This is a genomic window from Paenibacillus sp. CB74, from assembly GCF_055687625.1.
This window is the reverse complement of the sequence record NZ_CM146009.1, coordinates 4,708,966-4,729,423: the sequence shown is the minus strand read 5'-3', so window position 1 is coordinate 4,729,423 and position 20,458 is coordinate 4,708,966. Positions and strand designations below refer to the sequence as shown.

General features: G+C 48.3%; 15 protein-coding genes. 14 read left to right on the top strand and 1 reads right to left on the bottom strand.

Features of this window, described 5'->3' with window-relative positions; all coding sequences use genetic code 11:
• Window positions 1–412: 412 nt before the first annotated feature.
• From ACX9NY_RS20830 to ACX9NY_RS20770, 13 genes are all read left to right on the top strand, one after another.
• Window positions 413–1,711, top strand: coding sequence for an ABC transporter substrate-binding protein (locus ACX9NY_RS20830; protein WP_472474823.1), 1,299 nt, complete (start codon window positions 413–415; stop codon window positions 1,709–1,711).
• 316 nt (window positions 1,712–2,027) lie between these two features.
• Window positions 2,028–3,251: an ATP-grasp domain-containing protein gene (locus tag ACX9NY_RS20825; RefSeq protein ID WP_472474821.1), complete on the top strand. Its 1,224-nt coding sequence runs from the start codon at window positions 2,028–2,030 to the stop codon at window positions 3,249–3,251.
• Between the two features lie 23 nt (window positions 3,252–3,274).
• Complete coding sequence (locus ACX9NY_RS20820) at window positions 3,275–4,327, top strand: YqcI/YcgG family protein (protein WP_472474819.1); 1,053 nt, start codon at window positions 3,275–3,277, stop codon at window positions 4,325–4,327.
• The gene (locus ACX9NY_RS20815) at window positions 4,324–5,592 is read left to right on the top strand and encodes an ATP-grasp domain-containing protein (protein WP_472474817.1); all 1,269 of its coding nucleotides are present in this window, start codon (window positions 4,324–4,326) and stop codon (window positions 5,590–5,592) included. Before ACX9NY_RS20820 ends, ACX9NY_RS20815 begins: the two co-directional genes overlap by 4 nt.
• Window positions 5,589–6,821, top strand: coding sequence for an MFS transporter (locus ACX9NY_RS20810; protein ID WP_472474815.1), 1,233 nt, complete (start codon window positions 5,589–5,591; stop codon window positions 6,819–6,821). The genes ACX9NY_RS20815 and ACX9NY_RS20810 overlap by 4 nt, the downstream gene beginning before the upstream one ends.
• A gap of 336 nt (window positions 6,822–7,157) precedes the next feature.
• Window positions 7,158–7,724, top strand: coding sequence for a TetR/AcrR family transcriptional regulator (locus ACX9NY_RS20805; protein WP_062837307.1), 567 nt, complete (start codon window positions 7,158–7,160; stop codon window positions 7,722–7,724).
• A 59-nt stretch (window positions 7,725–7,783) separates the two neighbouring features.
• Window positions 7,784–9,775, top strand: a complete 1,992-nt coding sequence (locus tag ACX9NY_RS20800) for an alpha/beta fold hydrolase (RefSeq protein WP_472474813.1) — start codon at window positions 7,784–7,786, stop codon at window positions 9,773–9,775.
• A gap of 95 nt (window positions 9,776–9,870) precedes the next feature.
• Window positions 9,871–10,818, top strand: coding sequence for an aminopeptidase (locus ACX9NY_RS20795; protein ID WP_342571738.1), 948 nt, complete (start codon window positions 9,871–9,873; stop codon window positions 10,816–10,818).
• Window positions 10,819–11,429: 611 nt separating this feature from the next.
• The gene (locus ACX9NY_RS20790; RefSeq protein WP_339239346.1) at window positions 11,430–11,852 is read left to right on the top strand and encodes a chemotaxis protein CheW; all 423 of its coding nucleotides are present in this window, start codon (window positions 11,430–11,432) and stop codon (window positions 11,850–11,852) included.
• Window positions 11,853–12,054: 202 nt separating this feature from the next.
• Window positions 12,055–15,258: a DEAD/DEAH box helicase gene (locus ACX9NY_RS20785; RefSeq protein WP_342571740.1), complete on the top strand. Its 3,204-nt coding sequence runs from the start codon at window positions 12,055–12,057 to the stop codon at window positions 15,256–15,258.
• A 46-nt stretch (window positions 15,259–15,304) separates the two neighbouring features.
• Window positions 15,305–16,000, top strand: coding sequence for a hypothetical protein (locus ACX9NY_RS20780; RefSeq protein WP_472474810.1), 696 nt, complete (start codon window positions 15,305–15,307; stop codon window positions 15,998–16,000).
• Between the two features lie 392 nt (window positions 16,001–16,392).
• Window positions 16,393–17,367, top strand: coding sequence for a M15 family metallopeptidase (locus tag ACX9NY_RS20775; protein ID WP_339258647.1), 975 nt, complete (start codon window positions 16,393–16,395; stop codon window positions 17,365–17,367).
• A 276-nt stretch (window positions 17,368–17,643) separates the two neighbouring features.
• Complete coding sequence (locus ACX9NY_RS20770) at window positions 17,644–18,045, top strand: RidA family protein (protein WP_339239350.1); 402 nt, start codon at window positions 17,644–17,646, stop codon at window positions 18,043–18,045.
• A gap of 583 nt (window positions 18,046–18,628) precedes the next feature.
• Here ACX9NY_RS20770 and ACX9NY_RS20765 read toward each other — a convergent pair.
• Entirely contained in the window at window positions 18,629–19,699 is a 1,071-nt protein-coding gene (locus ACX9NY_RS20765) for a copper amine oxidase N-terminal domain-containing protein (RefSeq protein WP_339258649.1), read from the bottom strand.
• Window positions 19,700–19,948: 249 nt separating this feature from the next.
• Between ACX9NY_RS20765 and ACX9NY_RS20760 the strand changes: the two genes are divergently transcribed.
• Window positions 19,949–20,425, top strand: coding sequence for a GNAT family N-acetyltransferase (locus ACX9NY_RS20760; protein ID WP_339258650.1), 477 nt, complete (start codon window positions 19,949–19,951; stop codon window positions 20,423–20,425).
• Window positions 20,426–20,458: the final 33 nt, after the last annotated feature.

Here is a 20,458-nt window from a genome sequence, read left to right as displayed (position 1 = left end):
GCTTGGGCATGATTTCTGGGGAAGAGAGCAATAAAGAGAAATGACCAAGAAAGAAGCGTGTATAGCCAGGAACTTTTTGTACAGAGTGATGGTATGCTCCTTTTTCAAAGCGCTAACGAATCCACCGCATCTTAATAGGTGGATAATCAAGGAATACAAACTTTAACGAATCTCAGGAACGTTATTCAGGTGAAAAACGGCGTCAGAGCCTTAAAATTCGACCAAATCGACGAAATAACGTCGCTGTGATTCGTTAGAATGTGAGCCTGTGCAAATAGGTGCGAATAACGTGCGCTCGGTTCGTTAGAATGAAAACACGCTTCAGGGGAAGGTTATTCTGTCATCGGAGTGCCAGTGTAAATATGCATTAGTGGAACTGTTATACTGAAACTACTATAGGGAGAGTGTATGTATGAAAAGAATGACGAAGTTGACGTTGCTTATGCTGGTTGCTTTTGCGGTAATGCTCGCGGGATGTGGCAATGGGGACAAGAGTGGCAGTCCGGTCAACACGGATGCTCAAGGTGGTAGCGAAGCTGCTGCCGGGGACAAAACCATTAAAATCTTCCAATTCAAAGTTGAGATTGCGGAAGCGCTTAATCGTCTCAAAGCGGAGTACGAATCCTCACATCCAGGCGTTAAACTGGACATTCAAACCGTAGGTGGTGGTAGTGATTACGGTGCTGCATTGAAAGCCAAGTTTGCCGCAGGCGAACAACCGGACATTTTCAACGTAGGTGGATATCGTGAACTGGATACATGGCTTGAATATCTGGAAGATCTGTCTGGAGAATCATGGGCCAAAGATGCGCTCGAAGTAGCTAAAGAGCCAATGACCAAAGACGGCAAGCTCTATGGACAGCCGCTCGCGCTGGAAGGTTATGGTTTCATTTATAACAAAGACCTCTTCCAAAAAGCGGGTATTACCGAAATTCCAACGACACTGGAACAGTTGGATCAAGCTGCACAGAAACTTCAAGCCGCAGGCATTACCCCGTTCTCGAACGGATATCAGGAGTGGTGGGTGCTGGGCAATCATAACGTAAACGTGGCATTTGCCAATCAGGCAGATCCGGTGAAATTCATCCAGGGATTGAATGAAAGCACGGAGAAAATCCCTGGCAATCAGGTGTTCAACGACTGGATTAACTTGCTCGACTTAACGCTGAAATATAGCAATAAAAACCCGCTGACAACCGACTACAATACGCAAGTTACGTTGTTTGCAAGTGGAGAAGCCGCGATGATGCAGCAAGGGAACTGGACTCAAGTACAGATCGATGGAATTGATCCCGATCTGAATCTGGGTATCCTGCCAATGCCAATTAACAATGAACCCAATGACAAATTGTTTGTCGGCGTACCGAACTACTGGGTGGTAAATAAGAATTCCCAAGTGAAACCGGAAGCAAAAGAATTCCTGGAGTGGCTCGTAACTTCGGACATCGGGAAACAATACATGACGAAAGAATTCAAGTTCATTCCGGCGTTCAGTTCCATCACGGCATCCGAGGAAGATCTGGGTGACCTCGCCACAGAGATCATGAAGTATAGCCAGGAAAATAAAACCCTCAGCTGGAACTTCAACCGTTTCCCTGAAGGCGTTCCACAAGAGTATGGCAGCACGATTCAGGCTTACGTTGCAGGCAAATCGGATAAAGCCGGATTGCTTGATGCATTACAACAGAACTGGGATAGTCTGAAAAAATAACAGGTCCCATCCACTCGATTAATAAATGTGGGAATAAGAAAAAACATAAAAAAGGTGACTCCGGATGAATTGGAGTCACCTTTTTTGATGTGAAAATTCCCAGTTAAAAAGTGCAAATATGAAGTAACAGATCGACTAATACAGATGGTGGAGGTATTTGTATGATGTCTACAACCTGTTGTTAGTACACAACGTGGCAACAAATAGCCGAATTTTAAATATTTGTAATTTTTAGATTGACAGTTCCATGTTATATCCATATTATAGAAAAATATAACAGATAGTTAAGAATTTTGAATTGGAGGTGAAGTTCTTTATGAGAGATATTGTATTTCTGTGTGACAAGCGAATGAACACCAAAACGGGGTTTCTCGAAGCGTTGTCCAACATATCGGATACAACCAACATTTTGTTGGTAGAGCAGGGATATGAACAATTTTATTCTTTACCAGAAGGGTTGTTCAGTGCTGTGTTCGAAGTGGAGGATATTACTCGGATTGATCAGGTGGAAGAGGTTTTTGAGCGCATTTTGGATGAATATGATGTGGAGCGCGTTATTGCCCCGACCGAAAATGTGGTGGAGACCGGTGGGTATCTCAGATCACGTTTTGGCATACCTGGTATTCAAAAGAATCAGGCTGAGACGGTTCGGAACAAATGGATCATGAAGGAAACATTGCGGCAGGCGGGAATCCACACGTCACAGACGCGTATTGCGTCCAATGCAGTACAGATCAGAAAGATTGTCGCAGGCATTGGTTTTCCCATCATTATCAAACCGATTAGCGGCTGGGCGACGATCATGACGTACAAGCTCAATAATCAAGAGGAGCTTGAGAAGTATATCAGCCAATCCTGGAATCGGGAATCAGTGCTCATTGAGGAATTCATTACGGGTAGGGAGTTTCATATTGATTCGATCGTTTCAGAAGGTGAGCTTGTATTTTCCTCCGTCTCTGAATATTTGTTTAATTGTCTTGAGATTGTCCAGAATGATCGCCCTTCCGGCACGATCTGTTATCCCGCTAACACACATTATGAATATGTGGAACGGATGCTGTCGTTCAATGAAGAGATCATACGGACACTCGGAATACGTAACAGTGTGTTCCATGCAGAGGTATTCCTTCTGCCGAATGGGGAGATCTGCTTTGGAGAGATTGGAGCACGCATTGGAGGCATTGTCATCATTCCGCCTATGGTGTTGAATTCCCATCAGGTGAACTTGTTTGATGCAGCCATTCAAACAGAACTTGGAATATATGAAGCTCCAGCCTTGGTTAATACAGGCAAGTACACAGGTGCGGTTAACTTCCCATCTGCTGTAGGCAAGATCGAAAGTATCTCATCCGCAGAAGATTTCAAATCGATGGAAGGACTCATTGATATTCGAATTAACTATACATCGGGTCAGTCCATTTCAGGTGGTCGAGATACGATGTCCCGATCCGGATATGCCATTGTGGAAGGTCCAGATATCGAATTCGTTAGAAAACAACTTCTAGAACTACATGACAAGTTTGTCCTGGTTCACCAATAAAACCATTCTAGGAGGGCTTTGGGTTGTTGCTAGATAACGCTGATGTGAAGAGACTGGATAGTCATGATTGGAGAAAGCAGGAATTTGAGCATTTTGAGAAGGACATGACCGGTGATAATCCACGGTTTCCCTGCATATTTGGTTCCATGGGACTTAACCGTAATGAGCTACGTTTCTCCTTTTTTGATGATGTGAATGACCATTCCATAGAAGAACTGGGAAGGGCATTGAGAGAATACGTGGAGCAGGCAAGGAGCTTTGGAAACTACACCTCCATGGTCACGTTCTTTAATATTGATAAAGATCTATCCATCGATGAATATCAGCATACATTTTGGTCCATCCTGACCCGGCTGCACACCATTGACTTGAAAGAATGGCCAGAGTTCATACCGAATGAAGAGAAGGATCCCTTGTGGGAATTTTGCTTTCATGGGGAACCCATTTTTGTCGTTTGTAACACACCAGCACATGAGGTCAGAAGGAGCAGACGTGCCAATACATACATGATTACCTTTCAACCCCGATGGGTCTTTGATTCGATTGGCTTGGGAACACCAAAAGGAGATAAATCCAAGGATTTGGTGCGAAGCTTGCTTCGGCAATACGATGCAATTGATCCATTCCCTCATTTAGGGATCTATGGGGATCCGAATAATCGAGAGTGGCTGCAATATTTTATTCCAGATACCAACGAAGTTTCCGCTACAGCGCAATGCCCATTTCATCATATGAGGAGGAATACTATGAGTTCAGTTCAATATATCAAAGGGTCTGACGTAACACTTGAAGAAGCTGTAATGCAATTGCTGCCTGTAACCGGTTCGGTAGAGGTACAAAGAGATACACCATTCAGGGAGCACAAATCCCATACCCATCCTACAGACGAAACACTTTTGATTATAAATGGAGATATTACCTTCTTCACTGAAGAAGGAGAACTGCATTGCACGCCTGGGGACCGCATTCTGCTTCCGGCTAATACGGTGCATTCCTCCAAAGCCGGGGAGAATGGAACGTTGTACATTATCGCTTTGGAGTTTGTGGAGCAGCCGAAAGAAGAGGTTCTGGCATGACTCGTTCCTCCGTTGGTTTGCTTATGAGAAAAGGTTTTTCTCTGCACGGGGATCATATTGAAGCTCTGGGGAGAATTTTCGAAGAGGTCCATTTATGGACCTCTGTTTCTGGATATGAACAAGATCCGCGCTTTCGGTCTGTTCAGCATATTCCCAAGTACGAGAATGTGGAAGAAATGATCTTGCAGGCTAGACAATTAGGCGTTCCTTTTTTCATTACCTGGCAGGAAACGGATATTGTAATGAATGCGAGATTGAATGAAGGATTGGGAAGACAGGATATTCCTGTCCAAGCAGCCGAAATTGCCAGAGACAAGTCCAGACAGCGTCAGTTCCTGAAGCAGGAGGACGTGGCCTGTCCTAAATTTTATGCTGTAAATACGTTGGATGAGGCTGTTTCAGCGGCGGCAAGTGTAGGCTATCCGGTTATTATTAAACCCACACTGGCCGCATCCAGCAGCCATGTTGCGCTCGTTCATTCGTATGCCGAATTGAAGGAGGCTTTCGATAGTATCTCGCAACTTGCCATTTCGCAATCGGGGCTATATTTTGACGAGGAATGTCCTGCAATAGCGCTGATTGAAGAGTTCCTGCCCGGGGAAGAGATTACGCTGGATGGCGTAGTTGTGAATGGACGGTTTTATCTGGGCGGAGTCCATAACAAGCTCAGAATGCCAGGTCCTTACTTTGAAGAGGACGAATATACGCTACCTTTTCAGGGAGAATCCAATGTGGAACAAGAACTTTGCGAGATGGCTCAGCAAATATGCACAGGTCTGAAACTTATAAATGGGCTGTTTAACGTTGAAGCCAGGCAGAACGCCAATGATGAGTATAAAGTGGTGGAGTTCAGCTGCCGTATCAGTGGTGGGCATGTCTATCGCAATATTCGTGATGTGTACGGCACTGATCTGGTGACCGCCAACGCTTATGGTCTTCAGGGGGAGGAGAAGTTGGCTGCCCATTTTGCGAAAAGAACGGCTCCCAAGTGCGCAACCTGTATCAAGTTTGTGTACCGTGATGGCAAGGTGTTGAATAATGCCAGCGGTGAGGCAGCAGACGATGTGAGTTACCGGGCGTATTATCCGGTTGCTGCCAAAGGTAGAGTGGTCCATTCTGCTCCGAAAGGATTCGATATTACAGGTCTGCTGTCTGTGCGTACCAAATATAAGGGTCCTGAGGACATCGAATCGGTAAAACAAGCCGCAAGATTGCTGGAACAAAAGCTGGATTTGCAAGTTGCTGAGGTGAGACAGCTTCAATGATACAGACTATTTTATTCATCCTCTTCCTGTCCATTACCTTATGTGGAGATACCATTCTAAATATTACCCTCATCTGGTCGGTACTGGAGCAGGGTGGGTCGATTACTCATCTGAGTATTATTATTACGATCATGAGTTTGGTACCTATTTTATTGCAGAAGTATAGCTTTTTCCTCAAAACTGCACTTAAAGAACGACCCTTGCTGATTTTTAGCTTAGCGCGCATCCTGGGCATTGTGTTTCTGCTTGTGTTCTTAATTCAATTTGCCGGCAATACCAATGTGTATGGCTTATATCTGATTGGTGGCGTATTCTCCGTAATTCTGTTTTTGACCAATCAGAGCCTGGAAATCTACATGTCCCAGATGGTGTTGGATGGGAAAATCAAATCACACAAGGCCTCGCATGACTTGCAGACGGCAATTCAAATTGGTGCATTTGGAGGAAGTGCGGTAACTGGAGTTTTACTCAGTATAGGCGGGTTGCCGATGATCTCAACGGTACTGATGGTGACGCTGGCTGTGGGGATGATGGCTCCATGGCTCATTCCAATTCTGTCCCGATCCGGTCAGGCTGAGCAGAACGTACAGAAAGAAAAAACGGAGGCTCCGCAGATTACCTACTCCGACGCTGTGCGAAAAAAAGTACTGAACATGACCATATTGGCGGTGGTTGTATTAACTGTGCAATTGGGAGCAATCAATTTTATCGTACCGATTTTGTTCCATGATATCTACAATTGGGATTCATCCCGTTACGGGGCTATCGGAGCAGCGATGGGCCTTGGTGCCTTTCTTGCAACGCTGATTCGTAAGTGGGAGCACCGAATTCCAATGTATCTATTTATACTGATCGGTGTTATTGATATCATCATTGGCACGGTACAGGTGTTTACGGTGTCGTTAATCTGTGGATTTATGCTTGGGTTTGTGTTTAATCGGACTCGTATTATGCAAAGATCAGTCATGTTTGATAACTTGCGCAGCCGCGAAGAGACCATGAAGTGGTCGGGAAGATCAACGTTTGCCACTCAATTTACAAGATCGGTTGTCCCGCTGGTACTGGCACTACCGCTGTCCCTTATGGGGCAGGAGAACACAGGCGTACTGTTAGGAACAATCGGTGTTACAGTGACGATCATCCTGTTTGTCGCCATAAGGCTGGAGAACAGATTGCCACTTCAAGGCACCGATCCGATGATTGCCGGAGACAGTAAACCTTCGATTTGAAGCAGGTAACAGTTGTTAAAGGTTGGGAAATGAATTGTACGAAAGGTCAGCCAGATACGTTCTGGTTGGCCTTTTTTGGTGGTTCAACCGGAGGAGGTGTGGATAACCCAAAAGCAGTTAACGATCTCATGATGGATTTAACACAGAGTTAATACCATATGTGGATATCCTCTGTGTATAACACGCTACATGTGGACAAGTATGGATGAGTTTGTGCGGAAGCGGTTCTATTGTTAACAGAAATACTTGTTTTCAATTGATTAGTACTGTATAGTTCTAAATATGACAAATCAAAAAATGAACACGAGACCTGCCAAATCCAAGAGTTCCAATCCGGTGAACCGGACCAAGGCAGTTGAAGTGGCTGCACAATTGTTTCTGCGTCAGGGGTACAGCTATGTCAGCATGGATGAGGTCGTAAGAGTAAGTGGGGTATCCAAGTCCAATATCTATTATCACTTTAAAAACAAGGAGGAATTGCTTCAGGCCGTGGTACAATACTGGATTGCCCAGTATGAGTCGGAGCTGTATCTGCTGCTCAGTCAGCGTGAGCGAGGAGTGGAGGAGCGCATATACTCATTTATGGCAATGCTGTCGGCAGGTATTGAGGGCCGGAATTACGAAGGGAGCTGTCCTTTTGTCACGTTATATATGCAGACACCTGACAGTGCACCCCAAGTGAAGGAGAGCATATCCAGATTCTTTCGTGAGCTTAGACCTATGGTGGAGAAGCTGTTTCAGCAAGGTTTGGATCGTGGTGAATTTCGCAAAGAAATCGAGCCGGGACCGGCTGCGTTGTTGTTTATTGCAGCATTGGAAGGTTCACTAATCCTTGCGGGAACTGCGCGTGATGTAGGCATTATTGAACAATCAGCACGTACGTTTTGTCAGATGCTTCGGTAAACGAAGCTTTTTTTTGAATAAAACTAGTACTATATAGTACTAAAAGGAGCGATAACGGAATGGACGTACATAAGATCCAAGTATCCACTAAAGATAACTTAGCTTCAAATTCAACAAAAATTCATCAGGTATTGAGCACGTCTGATATGGAACCAACAATTATTTTCATGACAGGCAGCACCGGTTTTATCGGCAAAGAAACGGTCAAACAACTCGCGCAGGGAGACGCACAATTGCTCTTGCTGGTTCGATCAGAACAGCGTGCCAGAACGGTGTTGAAGGCTTATGGAGTGAAGGATTTCACCAGAATCACCTTTATTACTGGTGATTTATCCATCTCGGGTCTTGGACTTACCACAGTGGACCGGGAACGTGTTGTTAAAGCGAATGTAATCATTCATGCCGGGGGAACGATGGACGTTACCCTGGAACGAAAGGTAGCTGAGCAGATATTCATGAACGGGGCGAGAGAAGTGGCCCAGCTTGCACAAGAAATTCACGGTACCCGAGGACTGAGACACTTTATCCACGTGGTTGGTTTCATGAGTCCCTATGGACAGCGGAACGAACAGGGAGGTTATCTTCAGGTCGACCATGTGGGTGATCAGGAAAGTGCATATGAAGAGATGAAATTTCATGCCGATCTTCTTATTCGTGAACATGCGGAAGAGCATAACTATCCCTTATCCGTTGTGAATCCGAGTACTGTGGTTGGACCGCGCCCGACTGGGGAAACGGAGCAAACGGGTGGGATTGGGCTGCTCATTCAGGCGATTCAAAAGCGACTTATGCCCGTAGTGCCGGGAGGTTCATCCTATTGGTTACCCCTGGTGGAGAATGATATTGTTGCACGAACGCTTGTTTTTCTATCCAAGGAAGCAGACCCGGCAGGTGGAACCTATCCACTATTGGCACGCAAGGAAGACAGTCCCAATATGAAGGAACTGCTGCATCTTCTGGCACATGAATTGGATGTACCCAAACCCAAAGGAGCTGTACCACTGCCTTGGATTCAATGTGCAATGAAATCAGGGGGCACTCGCCTCACTGGTGTTCCAGCGGAGTCGGTTGCTTTTATTACCAACAGGTCATTCCCGGTCGAGGAGACGGAGGCGCTGTTCACACGTATGGGGCAATCCTGGCCGGACATCAGGGAACAGCTTCCGTTGGTTACAGCAGATCTGGACTACCGTCTTCGGTATACCCCGTTACCTGAGGATGTTCCGGCAGATTATATCCGGTCACGGAGTGGGAATATGGCTATGATCGGTTGGGAGGGTGAAGGAGAGCCGTGGATTATTGTGCATGGTCTGCTTCAATCTGCCGATGAGATGTTGCCTTTGGGAGAACAGCTTTGGAAAGAGACAGGTAACCCGGTTTGGTTAATGGATCTGGCAGGATTCGGACGATCCCCTGTACATCAGGGAGATGAAGCGTTTGAAGGTCAGGTGGGTACACTACTCAAGGCGCTTGATGAGTTCGAGGGTCCTGTGAAGCTGGTGGGTCATTCGATAGGCGCAGCTATCGTGGCTGCCGCACAGTTGCGTAGTGGGCGGACAGACATTCGACTGGGATTGCTTCAGCCAGTTGCCAACAATTCGAATCCGAATGTGCTAAGATGGGTTTCCCGTTTGCCAAGAGGTGTGATGCGGTCTTTGCTTCGTCTTCGATCGGAGAAGAGTTGGGAGCGAATGTTCAGTGTATATATCAGTGGGGAAGACAAAAAGGGTATGGACCATATGATGGCCAAAAGGATACGCTCCAGTCTCCAATCCCCTCGAATTGGGGGGGCAAATGCAGATTTGTTGCGGTGGATCCACTCCGGCAAGCGGGGAAGAGTCAGTTCATTTTCCTGGATGAAAGAGTGGGCTGATGATCACACCAACCATACTTTAGTCCTATGGGGCAAGGAAGATCGGGAATATCACTATCCACAGGATATGAACTCACAGGTCAAACGCATAGATGTGCCCTACGGACATTACTTTCCGACATTTCAGTATAAGGAGACAGCTGCAATCCTCGCCGAATGGGCCGATACCTTGAAGTGAGTTCAGATTTGGCCATGCAGGAATCCCTGGTCGATTGTCGAAAGGGGTCAAGTCGAGTTGTGAAGAGCTGAAACCTAGACAGGAGAGATGAATATATGAGCAAGCAACGTGTAGAAATCAGTAAAAAGGTGCTAACGGAGTGTCTGGGATTACGCAGTGGAGAAAATCTGGTGGTTGTCGCAGACGATATGAAACGGGATTTGGCCGAATCCATCTATGAGGCAGGAAAAGCACTTGGCGCGGAGTCTGTCCTGCTAATTATGGAGGAACGCAGCAGATCAGGAGAAGAGCCGCCTGCACCGATTGCAGAGGCCATGATTCGGGCAGATGTAGCGGTGTGTGTAACTCGATATTCATTAACGCATACCCAGGCACGCAAACAAGCCGCTGCTTCAGGGACCCGAGTGGCAACGATGCCCGGCATGACAGAGGATATGTTCATGAATGGAGCCATTACAGCTGAGTATTCGCAAGTGAAGGCGTTGACCGAGAAGGTGACGGCTCTGTTAACCGCAGGTCGCCATGTGCGAATAGAGAAGCAGGGTCATAGTCTTTCCTTTTCTATAGAGAATCGTAACGGTGTACCAAGTACAGGCATGTATTTGAACCCCGGTGAATCGGGTAACTTGCCTTCAGGAGAAGCTTATATTGCTCCCGTTGAGGGCAAGGGCGAGGGTAGTATTGTTGTAGATGGTTCCGTTGCTGGAATTGGGGCACTCCGCGAACCGATGTTATTAACCGTCAAGGAAGGGCGATTGGTGTCAGCTGAAGGACCAGACGGGGCTCAATTACTGGACACCCTTGGAGATGGCGATGGTCGCTTTCTCGGCGAATTCGGCATTGGTACCAATAACAAGGCACGAATCACGGGTGTAGTGCTGGAAGATGAGAAGGTGTATGGCACGATCCATGTCGCCTTTGGAAGCAATAACACATTCGGTGGAACGATTGCGGCGGGTGTACATATTGATGCTGTTGTGCAAAAGCCTGACGTGTACATCGATGACAAGCTGATCATGCGGCAGGGTGAATTGGTGGAATAACTGAATAACTGCGTATCTGTACTGAAGGGATTTGAGCATGTCCACAACGTGTCCACAGTAATGGATAAACTGGAGTGGAAATTCAGATTTTACGTCAGATTTACAAACAAATACACAACATGTCCACATTAAAATAATGAATATCCACATGAAACGCTAAACATATCCACAACATGTGTGCAATATGTGCACAACTTATCCACAAAACAGGTATAACTCCTGTTTTCATTCGATAAAACAGTCGTTTTGAAGTGAAAAAACAAGTTATCCACAGGAATATCGTGTTTTTGTTCCAAGTATTTGAAAACATAGAAACAGATCCATAATATATGGGGATAAAAAAGGCCAAAGATCAGCTTAATGCCGACTCTTTGGTTTTTTTGAATATAAAATAATAAATCGAATGTCAGGTTACTTACGCTCAATTTTGAAACGACGGATTTCCACCCTCTCATCAAAACTGTAACCAACGCCTGTTGAAGTTGGCAAAATTGATCTGAAGCCTAAACATTTGATCAAAAATAACCGATACACCAAAGTAACATCTAATGAGACGAAAGTAGTCTGATTATACGGAATGAGAGGGTATGGGGATAACTATGGATGAGGGAATGCAATATATTAATTTTTCGGTAGGAGACCAGATCTTTGCCCTACGTATTGATGAAGTTCATGAGATCATCAGAATGGTGCAGGTGACTACGGTCCCGTTTGGAAGTCCGGAGATCAGAGGTTTTGCTTCGCTGTACGGTAAGGTCGTTTCAGTAGTGAGTCTTCGTGTATTGTTAGGCATGCCGGACCAGGAGGATACCTCTTCTACACGTATTATTGTGGTGCCTTACAAAGGAGGATTCGTACCTCTGATCGTCGATATGGTTGATTCTGTTGTAAGTTACGATCGTTTCGAAGAACCTGCTGAGGAGCACCGCCGTTTCATGCTTGGCGTTTTTGACAAAATCGGGTTCTGTGCAGATCATCGTGCAGGCATTTTGAACCTGGATGTATTGCTGGGCAGCTTGATCAGATCATCGTAAGATAATGATCCGTAATTCTTTCAATACTCAGTATTATCCTTGGATTGACCCAAATGTTCCTCATCCGCTTTTCGGGAGAAGGGACATTTTTTTATGCCGATAACGATTGAAATAACCACTTTTTGTGGGCAAAGGTTTTTAAATCCGGTCATTTTCGTATATGATGGAGAGTAACAATGCGAAGGGATGACGGGAGACTTTAATGATGCAATCGCTGTATGGAGTATGGCTTGGTGACGTATTTTTTTGTTTTTCCGGTGAAACATCGGAACCGCGTGTGGATGCATGGAGCCACGTGGTAAGACGGTTGAATTTTGGCGACGGGGGTCGTCTGTTTCAGCCTGCCGCTCTGCGTCTCGCGGAGCTGCGCTGGCCGAATCCGCTGAGGAACACGGCTGAAGCCAAGAACACGAAGCGGCGTCAACTGTTGGGGCGCACATTGGAAGGGTTAGCCGTCTCGCCTAAGGATGCTTTTAGATTGCTGCTGCAATGGGATGACCGTTTGTTTAATGCAGCCGGAATTCAGGTTGGAGAAGAGATGCGTTACTGGATCAAAGCGGCGCAGTTCACACAGGAGCTACTGTTGCGGGGAGCCATTGCTCCATCAGCTGAATTCGCAGCAAAGACCGGAGCACGGCGACGGACCGGGCAAGAGACATTGACAGGTGTATGGCGGCCGCGCTTGCAGTCAGAGGATGATATTGAACGCTTCCGTGATCTGGCTGAAGCGATGCCTCCAATTGGGCTTTCTGCTCCTGGAGCTTATGCTTCATTGGAACCGGAAACGCGTGAAGAAGCAGGAGCTGCGGTATTATTTTCATTCATGAGTGGCATGATTCATGCTGTAGTAACAAGTGAACTGGAGGGCATGGACAGTGAACTGTCCCGTTACCGCACGCCATATCGACGCGGCTCTTCGTCAGTAGCCGAACTTTGGTGGAACAGTCTGATCTCGATGTTCCGTCCAGTGACGGTGCAAGGGCCAACGGATGATATGACAGCATTTATTCATACGCTGCAAGAAGTTGGTGGAACGTCGATGCCGATCGTCGGCGCAGAAGAGATGGCGCCTGCTGAAGGCCAATTGAAGCTGGCGCTCCGTCTGGAGCCTCCACTTGGCGAACATGAAACCATATGGGGAGTCAGCTTTTGGGTGGACAGTGAGCAGGAACCAAGCCTGAGGCTGCCTGCGCGGACCATCTGGGCCCATCCGGAGCGAGATCTGGACCGGGGGAAAGTGTTATATACCTCGGCGGCAGAGCAGTTATTGATGGCGCTCGGTCAAGCAGCAGAATTGGCACCTGAACTGGAGACGGCGCTGCTTACTGCTCGTCCGGAGGGAATTAAGCTGGAACAGCAGGGTTTCTTTGAATTTCTAACGCATGCGGTTCCGCGTTTGCAGAAGGCTGGCATAACCGTTCTCATGCCTTCAAAGTGGAGTCGTGCCGGAAAACGCCGTGCAGGACTTCGTTTGCAGATGTTGAATCGGGGAACAGAGCGGTTGCCTGGAGCCACATCGGCACTGGGCATGGAACAATTGGTTGCATTCAAAGCAGAGCCCATGCTGGATGGCAAGCCCGTAACCGCAGAGGAGCTGGCAGCTTTGGCTGAATCCACAGTTCCCTACGTCATGTTCCGCGGTGAGTGGATTGAAGTGGATACAAAAGAGATTCGCCAAGTCCTGCGTTATATGAAAAAAGAAGAAGAACAATATATGCCTCTCTCCGAATGGCTGCATCTGGCTGCGGATGAAGGGGAGGATTCCGCGTGGAAGGGTCTTTCTGTCTTTGGCGCCGAATCCGATGGGATGCTTGCTTTTCTGCTCGATGGGCAGGTGCTTCGCAGCATTGAACCTCGTCAGGTTCCGGCAGAGTTGCATGGTGAACTAAGACCTTACCAGGAACGAGGTTTCCAATGGTTATCCGCGATGCGTGATCTGGGCTTTGGCGTATGTCTTGCGGATGATATGGGACTTGGGAAGACCATTCAGGTCATTACCTGTCTGCTGGATCGCAAACACGAAGAACGCCAGGCGGCTGCAGAGGAAGCACGTGAGTATGAAATGCTGGATGGATCCGATGATTCTTTCCCGGCGGATCAGCTTGCGAATGAGCAGCCTGATCATTTGCCTGCACTTATTGTGTGTCCTACCTCGTTGCTTGGAAACTGGCAGCGTGAACTGAAGCGGTTTGCCCCGGATCTGTCGCTATATATTCATCATGGCGGACAACGGTTGCACGGGAATGAGTTTCAGGCTGAAGCACAGACGCATGACATTGTACTGACGACCTATCATCTGGCAGGCAGAGATGGCCCGGATCTGGCTTCATTGCACTGGTCCACCATTGTGCTGGATGAGGCACAATATATTAAGAACTACCGTACCAAACAAGCGCAAAGCGTGATGCGCCTGTCTACACTTCATCGTATTGCGATGACGGGAACGCCTGTAGAGAACCGATTGAGCGAACTTTGGTCGATTTTCCAGTTTCTCAATCCGGGATATCTGGGCACAGCTTCATCGTTCCGCCAGCGGTATACGGGACTGGGGCCATCCGAAGAAAATGCAGCTTCCTTGCGTGAACTCCATCGACTGGTATCTCCATTCATGCTGCGCAGGCTGAAAAGTGATCCGGATATTCGCAAGGATTTGCCAGAGAAGCTTGAACTGAAATCCTACTGTTCTCTGACGCCGGAGCAGACAGTGCTGTACCAGCGTGTGGTGGATGATTTGATGGGTGGTCTGGACGGCAGAAATGGCATTGCACGGAAGGGGATTGTACTGTCCTCCCTGACCAAGCTCAAGCAGATCTGTGATCATCCGGTGCTGGCGGACAGCAATCGGAAAGATCATGGCAAGGCAGAGGCATCCGGTAAGATGGAACGATTGCTTGAACTGCTGGACGCCATCCGTGATAACGGGGAATCGGCCCTGATATTCACTCAGTATGTTGCTATGGGAGATCTGTTGGTGTCGAGGTTGAAACAGCGATATGAGGAAGAACCGTATTTCCTGCATGGTGGGGTGTCGAAGGCGCAAAGGGATGAGATGGTGGAGACTTTCCAAAAAGGAGAGGGTCCGTCCATGTTTGTCCTGTCTCTTCGTGCCGGAGGTGTAGGTCTGAATCTGACACGGGCGAGTCATGTCGTTCACTATGACCGGTGGTGGAATCCTGCGGTTGAAAATCAGGCGACGGACCGTGTATTCCGAATCGGGCAGAATCGCAACGTGCAAGTGCATAAGCTGATCTGTCAGGGAACACTGGAAGAACGGATTGATGAGCTGATAGAGAGCAAGAAGGCACTTTCCGAACAGGTCGTTGGTTCAGGTGAGAATTGGCTGACCGAGATGTCGGATGATGAGCTGCGTGGCCTGATATCTCTTCAGGGCGAGACGTGGCTGTGACCTTAATCATTCAGGGGAATATAGATGTTGAGAAAGGGGGATTGTTGTGAGCGAAAAATGGAAGATCGAGCTGCATATGTCCCCCGGTGGATGGACAGCAGAAGTAGATACAGCAGCGGATGCGGCGGGGCAGGAAGCGCACGGTTCCGCTGAGGCAGGGAAGATTGGAACAGCCGTTGCCGGCGTGTTCACGGTCACGGGAACGCCTGCGCGACTGAGCGAAGCCGAGCGCGAGGCTGTGCTGGTTCAGCTGCGCAAGCGCCCGCTGACGCTGTACGCCCTGCTGCGCGGCGGCCCGGCGCCCGAGGAGCTTGCCGGGCTGCTGCCGGCTGCGCAAGCGCCCGAGGGCTCGCCAGGCGAAGCCACGGCCAGCGCGTCCGTGGCGTGCACCTGCGGCCGCCCGAGCTGCGCGCATGCCGCGGCCGCTGAGCGCGCCGTAGCCGCGTGCCTCGCGGCCGAGCCGCTGCTGCAGCTGGCGCACGCCGGCTTGCCGCGCGAAGCGCTGCTCGCCGGCGTGCTGGGGCATGGGCGGAGGAACTCGCCCATGATCCCGGCGCCACCGGCCGCGCAGCGGAAACGGCTGGCCGCCCGCAAGTGCGGGGCGGCGAAGGCGGCGCGGCCGTCGGCGAGTGGATCGCCGAGGCTGCCGCGGACGGCGCCATGCACCAGCCAGGGCCAGGTTTTGGCGCCGTTGAAGTGCGCCTCGCGCAGCCGGGCAAGCCGCCGGCCTTGCCGGAGCTAACGGCGCTGCTGCAAGGCTTGCCGGCCACCGCAGGGCTGGATTTGATCCGCGAGCGTGTAGCGGCGCGGATGTGGCAGGCTGTCCAGAAGAAGACGGACAGCCCGGCAACCAAATGATACACCCATCAGAGCGGGGGAGATCTCAGATCACCTCTGCTTGTTTGTATTGCAGCATGTTGCATGATTCAATTCATTTCATTTCCGCGGGAATGTTTCTCTAAAAGTCCAAAAAACGATCATACAGGCTGTACAACCCGTATATGTTCATGAAGATCTCTTCTAAAGGAGGTCTTTACCGGTGGAGCTTCGCTGTCAATTAAGGTATACTTTCGCAGGGAACACTGCACGCAGACAACTAGACAACATTTATATTATTGCGATAGGAGTTTTTACATGAAATCACATACAGGAAGACAGCGCCGCATGGTGGTTATGCTGTCCTCATTGATGATATGCGGAGCATTGCTTGCGGCGTGCCAGAACGGTTCAGGCACAGAGGAGAGCCAGAATCCGAATGGAACAGGTAACACACAACAGGAGTCTGACGGCACAACCGTTCATTTTACGGAGGATAAGGGATCTGATGGTGACAACGCTGGCGGGGATGATACATCATCTGCTGGCAACAGCGGTGAAGGCACGGATGGCGAGTCCGGGAATGCATCGACTGGCGAAGAGCAGGGTTCTTCAGACGATGGTAACGGCGCGACAGCGGAAGATCCATTGATGGAGAAACGTAGCATCAGCGCACTGCAAACAACAATTGACGCAGAAGCTGTGGTGACCAATGCCACGTCTATGACGGTCATTGTGAACAAACAACGCAGTCTGCCTGAAGGGTACGAGCCGGACGATCTGGTGGAACCCAATGTACCGTTCTCCTTCGACGAACCTCACGAGAAGCGGCATATGCGCAAGGAAGCGGCGGAGGCACTGGAGAAGTTGTTTGCAGGTGCAAAAGCGGATGGCATTGAGCTTCGTGCGGTGTCTGGTTATCGTTCATATCAACGTCAAGTGTCCATCTACAACAACAATGTCAAAACCAAAGGTCAGGAATACACGGATCGTGTAAGCTCTGTTCCAGGCCGAAGCGAGCATCAGACGGGTCTTGCCATTGATGTATCCAGTCCGAGTGTGGGCAATGTGCTGGAAGAGGTATTCGGCACATCGAAGGAAGGCCAGTGGCTCGCTGAACACGCTGCAGAATATGGATACGTCATCCGTTATTTGCAAGGTGAAGAAGATATAACCGGTTACGTCTATGAGCCTTGGCATATCCGGTACATCGGTACCGATTTGGCACCAGATGTGGCGAAAAGTGGGTTAACCCTGGAAGAATACTTCGATGAGGCGAATATCAAGTTGTAATCTGGATTGCTTTGTCCTTATTAAACGCTAATTTTCCTGAAATCCCCTGAATGACTGCTCTTGATCTAAACCATGAGCAGTCATTCAGGGGATTTTTTTCTGTGTAAAAAATGATGCTGGCTGACCACCTTGTCATGAAGCAGGGCACCACGTACTGAAGTTGCACTATAATAGAATTAAAATCTATTCTATTGTCTGAGATGATGGCGGACTGATATAATTCATGTTTAATCAGATGAGATACATACAACCAAAGCAAAGCGAGGGACGAGAAAAATGAGTAGACAGCAGGTATTTACCGGTTCCCCATGGGAACCGTTGGTGGGATATTGCCGTGCCATCCGTGTAGGGAACCGAATCGAAGTGGCGGGTACAACCGCGATGCAAGATGGTGTAGTCGTTGGAGCAGGTGATCCGTATGCACAGACGAGGTTCGTTTTGCAGACGATTGAGAATGCACTGAAAGAGTTGGGGGCTGACATGTCGCATGTCGTTAGAACCCGAATGTTTGTGACCGATATCTCCAGGTGGGAGGAAGTTGGCAAGGCCCACGGTGAATATTTTGGACAGATTCAGCCTGTTGCCACCATGGTTGAAGTTAGCGCACTCATTGATCCCTTGTTGATGGTTGAGATTGAAGTGGAAGCGATTGTTGAAGATGAAGTCCAAGGTGGTTGATCTGGCGATCTCGCTTATCGTGAAGATTTTCTAAGGAACTCAGGACGTCTTATTTGGCCCCCAGGTCTTCTTCTGAAAATGTAAGGAACATCAGGCACGTTATTTTCCGAATTAGCCTGACAAAAACGCTGTAAACAACTGTTTATTCACACATAGCGTGGCTGAGATTCCTTAGGTTTTTACAGGTACTTCAATTCCTTGAATAAGACGTCTCAGATTTGTCAGCGCTAATTCTGCTTGCTCTTACATTCCTATGCAGAGCATGTCTTTTTCAGGCGCATGTCGTATACAGCGTACGTTGCAAGTGCCTGCTCCGGACAAGTTCAGGTGTGCTTCGCTTTGAAGCGAGTTTGAAAATACGCTCCAAAAACCCAAAAACCTAAACCCAAACCCAAACCCAAAAACCCAAAAAAATAACCTTACCCATGCCTGTCGGAAGACAAGCGGATAAGGTTATTTTTATTGACTTCGCAGCTGCTGGACATTATGATGCGACGCCCTCCTGACACCAAGCCAAGATATGCATGCCGTTAGCAACATAGAACATATGCCTCAACTCAACCAGTCTCGTTTATTAATCGATTTATTTCGCTTCCAGTTGTGCTGCTGGTGTTTCAACAACCACTTTCCATGCCGTTCCGATTGGAGGCAGACTGCGTGTTAGCATAGGGCTGTAGTACCCAATCACTTTAGTTCCTTTAGTCAGTTCTTCAGCTTTCACCGTCTCACCTTCGTGGTTCACAAGCAGCGTATCTTTAGCGATATTCAGCACGACATGGTCAGGAGCCGTCTCGGTTAAACGTGAACCTGTGATCTCAATCTGTGAGATAAGACCTTCTGCATTTCTTACATCTTCAATTGTACCCGCTGTACCCAGTACCTCTTTAGGTTGTGCCTCAGATGCTGTAGCCGCATCCAGTACAGTGACTTTATAGGTCGGGGTTTGTGGTGGCAGACTGCGGGTAGTGATCATGGAATGCTCAGCTTCCACGTTCATGCCGATGGCCAGATCAGTCAGTGCAATCTCTTTCCCCTCAACGGAGATGAATTTCGTCTCATCGCTCAGATTGAGCACGATGCCATCCAACCCTGCACCGCCAATCTGGATGGACTTATATTTATCCTGGTTCGAGATTCTGGTAATCACACCACGCTCAGTGATCGTCTTCACGTCCTCTTCACTAGAGATCGTCACCTGATTTCCTGTTGTGTTCACTTGTCCATGCAGTACCTTTTCTGCAAAAGAAGCCGGTACATACAACGTGCCGCCTGTGATTTCGGGTGCTGTACCCAGTGTGAGCAGCATTTTATTTACGGAATATTGATCTTTGCCTGTGATTACCTGTGTCCAGAGAACACCTCGCGTCAGCTCCGCGGTTTTATTTTCTTTATGCCATTTCAGTTCAATACCCAGTGCTTCGGTAAGATCACGCAGTGGAATCATGGCTACTTTGCCATCCTTGTTCCAGTAACCATCGGAAATGGATGCACCATTCACGGATACGTTTACTGCACCAGCTGTGTTACTATCTGCTGAAATGGATGTTTGATGGACTGGTTGTGTGTTGTCCAGGGTTGCTGCATAAGCGGCTCCACCACCCAATGCCATGGATAGGGCCATCAGCGCACTTACTTTTTTCATGTTGTTATTCATCAATATTCATCCCTTCTAATCTTTGTAATGTCGCGGTAAAATCTTCCTTAGAGCCACGCTTCAAGTTAATAGACGGGACAGATCGTCTCAGTGTTGCAGTTGGCATGCAATGAATCTAAGCGGTATGTTAGTTTGAATTTGAAATATCGCTTGTATTGCAGGTTATCGGCAGCAGGATCAGGTTAATTTCAGGTAGGTGGCCAAACCGTTGTCCTATTTCACATTCAAGTACGAGGAGGAACCGATTAGATGAGTGATATGTTAGTAGCGCTCTATCGTTTACCGGAGCAAGAGAGTGGACTGAGAAAGCTGCAGGAATCCTCCATTGTGATTAGAAGAGCCATTGCCCCAGAGAAACAGCTTGTACTGGATTGGGTGAGGTCACATTTTAGCCAAGCTTGGGTGGATGAATGTGAGGTCGCTTTTGCACGTCAGCCCGTGTCCTGTTACATCGCCGTTGAGCATGGGAAAATGATCGGATTTGCCTGTTACGAAGCGACATGTCGTAACTTCTTTGGACCTACAGGCGTGAGCCAGGATGCACGGGGCAAAGGTGTAGGCACAGCCCTGTTACTGGCCTGTATGCATGCGATGAAGGCGGACGGTTATGGTTATGCCATTATCGGATCAGCGGGACCTGTAGATTTCTATGCCCGGACGCTGGGTGCTGTGAAGATCGAAAATTCAACCCCGGGTATTTACGAAGGCATGCTGCGGGCAGACTAGACGATAGTGATGTTGTGGAAGTTGTGGAAAAGG

Excerpts from the sequence above, each read along its gene's own strand:
- ACX9NY_RS20830 (WP_472474823.1), top strand. The coding sequence starts at position 413 with ATGAAAAGAATGACGAAGTTGACGTTGCTTATGCTGGTTGCTTTTGCG.
- ACX9NY_RS20825 (WP_472474821.1), top strand. The coding sequence starts at position 2,028 with ATGAGAGATATTGTATTTCTGTGTGACAAGCGAATGAACACCAAAACG.
- ACX9NY_RS20815 (WP_472474817.1), top strand. The coding sequence starts at position 4,324 with ATGACTCGTTCCTCCGTTGGTTTGCTTATGAGAAAAGGTTTTTCTCTG.
- ACX9NY_RS20810 (WP_472474815.1), top strand. The coding sequence starts at position 5,589 with ATGATACAGACTATTTTATTCATCCTCTTCCTGTCCATTACCTTATGT.
- ACX9NY_RS20800 (WP_472474813.1), top strand. The coding sequence starts at position 7,784 with ATGGACGTACATAAGATCCAAGTATCCACTAAAGATAACTTAGCTTCA.
- ACX9NY_RS20795 (WP_342571738.1), top strand. The coding sequence starts at position 9,871 with ATGAGCAAGCAACGTGTAGAAATCAGTAAAAAGGTGCTAACGGAGTGT.
- ACX9NY_RS20790 (WP_339239346.1), top strand. The coding sequence starts at position 11,430 with ATGCAATATATTAATTTTTCGGTAGGAGACCAGATCTTTGCCCTACGT.
- ACX9NY_RS20785 (WP_342571740.1), top strand. The coding sequence starts at position 12,055 with ATGATGCAATCGCTGTATGGAGTATGGCTTGGTGACGTATTTTTTTGT.
- ACX9NY_RS20775 (WP_339258647.1), top strand. The coding sequence starts at position 16,393 with ATGAAATCACATACAGGAAGACAGCGCCGCATGGTGGTTATGCTGTCC.
- ACX9NY_RS20770 (WP_339239350.1), top strand. The coding sequence starts at position 17,644 with ATGAGTAGACAGCAGGTATTTACCGGTTCCCCATGGGAACCGTTGGTG.
- ACX9NY_RS20765 (WP_339258649.1), bottom strand. The coding sequence starts at position 19,699 with ATGAATAACAACATGAAAAAAGTAAGTGCGCTGATGGCCCTATCCATG.
- ACX9NY_RS20760 (WP_339258650.1), top strand. The coding sequence starts at position 19,949 with ATGAGTGATATGTTAGTAGCGCTCTATCGTTTACCGGAGCAAGAGAGT.